Below are 2,885 nucleotides of genomic sequence, written 5' to 3' on the forward strand. Positions count from 1 at the left end.
CACTTCGGCCGCCCCGGCGGCAGCTATTACCCGCCGGCGCGGCGCCTTAGCGCAGCGCCGTCGGGCGGCCGACCCGACTTGGCGTTTTTCCGATGGCTTTGGGGGAACCCAATGGCCGCGCGTTCGCGACTGGCGCACCCACCCCAATCGAGTGTGAATCTAGGGCGTCGAGTGTGAGTCCAGGTCGGAGATGTCGCGGGCGGATTCAGGCGGTCGCTGCAACAAATGTGGACGGGTCTGAGAGTAGTCGGTGGAGTTCTTCAGCGGGGGTACGCCATTTGAAGCGTTTGCGGGGTCGGGCGTTGAGTTCGGCGGCGACGTTGTCGAGGATTCCGGGGCCGTGGAAGGACAGGTCGGTTCCCTTCGGGAAGTACTGGCGCAGCAGGCCGTTGGTGTTTTCGTTGGAGCCGCGCTGCCACGGGCTGTGCGGATCGCAGAAGTAGATCGGCAAGCCGGTGGCCTCGGTGATCTTGGTGTGCAGCGCCATTTCCTTGCCTTGATCCCAGGTTAGGGAGAGCCGCAGCACTTCGGGAATCTTCGGGATGGCCTCGGTCATGGCGGCGGCGACGGTGGCGGCGCTGCGATCAGCGGGTAGGTGCAACAACATCACGAACCCGGTAGTTCGCTCGACCAAAGTGCCGATCTGAGAGGCTTGCTCTTTGCCGATGATTAAGTCTCCCTCCCAGTGTCCGGGGATGGCGCGGTCGTCGGCTTCGGCCGGCCGCTCGCTGATATTGATCATGTCCTTGATATGGCCACGACTGTCGGTTGTGCTGCGGCCCTGAGGTTTTCGTCGGGTGCGTTTGGTGCGCAGCGCGGTCTTGACCTCTCGGGCCAGTTCCCCGCGGGGCTGGACGTACATGGCCTGATAGATCGTCTCGTGGGACACCCACATCTCCGGATCGTCGGGGAAATCCTCGCGCAGCCGCCCCGCGATCTGCTCGGGACTGTGCCGCCGTTCCAAGCGTTGCACAACCTCGGCTAGCAGCACTGAGTTGGTCTCCAGCTTGCGCGGCTTGGGGCGGGCGCGGGCCGCCTCAATGGCGTCTTGGCCGACTCGGGCGCGGTAGCCGCAGCCGGTCGCGCCCCGGCGCTTCTCCCGGCTAATCATCGACCGGTCTCGCTTGAGCAGGCGGGCGGCGCTGGCCTGCGAATACCCCACCTCCAGCAGCTCTTCTAACCGGCAGCGTTCGGTAAAAGACATGGACCGCGACGCTGTGGTGTCGGGCTCTTGATCAGCACAGATAGGTGTTCGTGGCACGTAGCCAGCGTGTGCGATCCAACGCAGAGCGGTGTGCAGCGACACACCTGCGGCCACCGCGGCCTGCGGCGGCGTCACACCCGAGCGCAGCACCGCCCAAAACACGTCGCGGACCTGCGCCGAATAACGGGTGCCGTAGTGCTTCGGATTGGTCTGATACCCCGCGGCCCGGGCCCACTTGCGGCCCGTCGGCCCCGCCACCCCAACCACCGTCGCTGCAGCCGTCGGGGAAAGCCCTGACCTCAGCGCCTCCCAGAACTTCTCCCGCACCAACGCCGCGGACTCAACATCCAAATGAACACCATCGCCCCGAAACCCCGTCTGCCAACCCATACAGCACCAACACCTCTCGATCAGGTGTTGCAGCCATCACTTGAGCCCGCCCCCATTTTCCCGCCCTGGTTGCACACTGAAGACCGTCAGCTCACACTCGATTCGGTTTCAGCGCTGGTCGAAAGCTACTTTCACCGCGCCGCTACCGCGCTGGTCAGCGATAGTCAGGAATGCGTCACGCCAATGGTCTAACCCGAAGGTGTGAGTCAGCATCAGACGCAGATCAATTCGATCGTCGACAACCAGATCCAAATAGTGCTCGATCGCATGCTTGCGCTGGCCGTCGAGTTCCTCGACGCCGAACGCGTTGGAGCCTACGAGAGCGATCTCTTTGAAATACAGCGGGCTCCACTCCCAGCGGCCGGGGGCATGCACGCCGGCCTTCACCAGCGTCCCCCGCGAGGCCAGCACCCGCACGCCCACCTCGAACGTTTCCGGCTTGCCGATGGTGTCGTAGACCACGTCGACGGCGCCCGGGTGAGCCATCGGCAATCCGCGCAGTGGCTGCCACAGTCGGCCGCCGCCCCAGTTCACCAGCTCTTCGACGATTGCCAGCCGCGGCTCGTGCGCCAGTACAACGGCGGCGCCGAACCGGCGGGCCAACTCAGCCTGCGTGTCGAAACGCGCCACCACCGCGACCGCGACGTCCGGATAGAGGGCGCGCAGAATCGCCACCGCACACAGCCCCAGCGAGCCCGCCCCGTACACCAGGACCCGGCCCGATCGCGGTGGCGGATGGCGGGTAATCGCGTGTAGTGATACTGAAAACGGGTCGGCGAACACCGCCAACTCGTCGGGCACTGATTCGGGCACTGCGAACAGCATGCTGTCGTGAGCCGGCATCAACTCGGCATAGCCCCCGGTCACATCGGCCGAGACCCCGGTATGGATGCCGGGTTTAATGTCGCCGTCGCAGAAGCTCCAGCACAGGCTGTAGTCGCCGCTTTGGCACAACGGGCACGGCGGCTCGATGCCCCGCGGCCCGCAGGACAGCCACGGGTTGAGCACCACACGCTGGCCGACCTCGAGTCCGCGCGCCCTGGGGCCCAGCTTTATCACGTCGGCGACCACCTCGTGGCCCATGACCTGAGGAAACGAACAGAACGCTGAGAGCGCGTTGTCGCTGTCACCCTCGCCGAAGTCCAGCAAGATCTGCTTGGAGTCCGAGCCGCAGATGCCGGTCAACCGGGGTCGGGTGATCACCCAATCGTCATGCAGGAGTTCGGGATCCGCTACTTGCCGCAGCGCAACCGGGCTGTGGGACAGTGCGTCGTCAGGTCCGTCCAACGGC

The 2,885-nt window shown here is 65.2% G+C and carries 2 protein-coding genes; both read right to left on the reverse strand.

Features of this window, described 5'->3' with window-relative positions; translation table 11 throughout:
- Positions 1–205 precede the first annotated feature (205 nt).
- Positions 206–1,555 (reverse strand): IS30 family transposase, encoded by a 1,350-nt coding sequence (locus JOZ00_RS23250; RefSeq protein WP_293348701.1) that lies wholly within the window; start codon positions 1,553–1,555, stop codon positions 206–208.
- A 147-nt stretch (positions 1,556–1,702) separates the two neighbouring features.
- Positions 1,703–2,881, reverse strand: a complete 1,179-nt coding sequence (locus JOZ00_RS23255; protein WP_293348704.1) for a zinc-binding dehydrogenase — start codon at positions 2,879–2,881, stop codon at positions 1,703–1,705.
- Positions 2,882–2,885 lie beyond the last annotated feature (4 nt).

It is taken from the genome of Mycobacterium sp., from assembly GCF_019243155.1.
Classification (GTDB): domain Bacteria; phylum Actinomycetota; class Actinomycetes; order Mycobacteriales; family Mycobacteriaceae; genus Mycobacterium.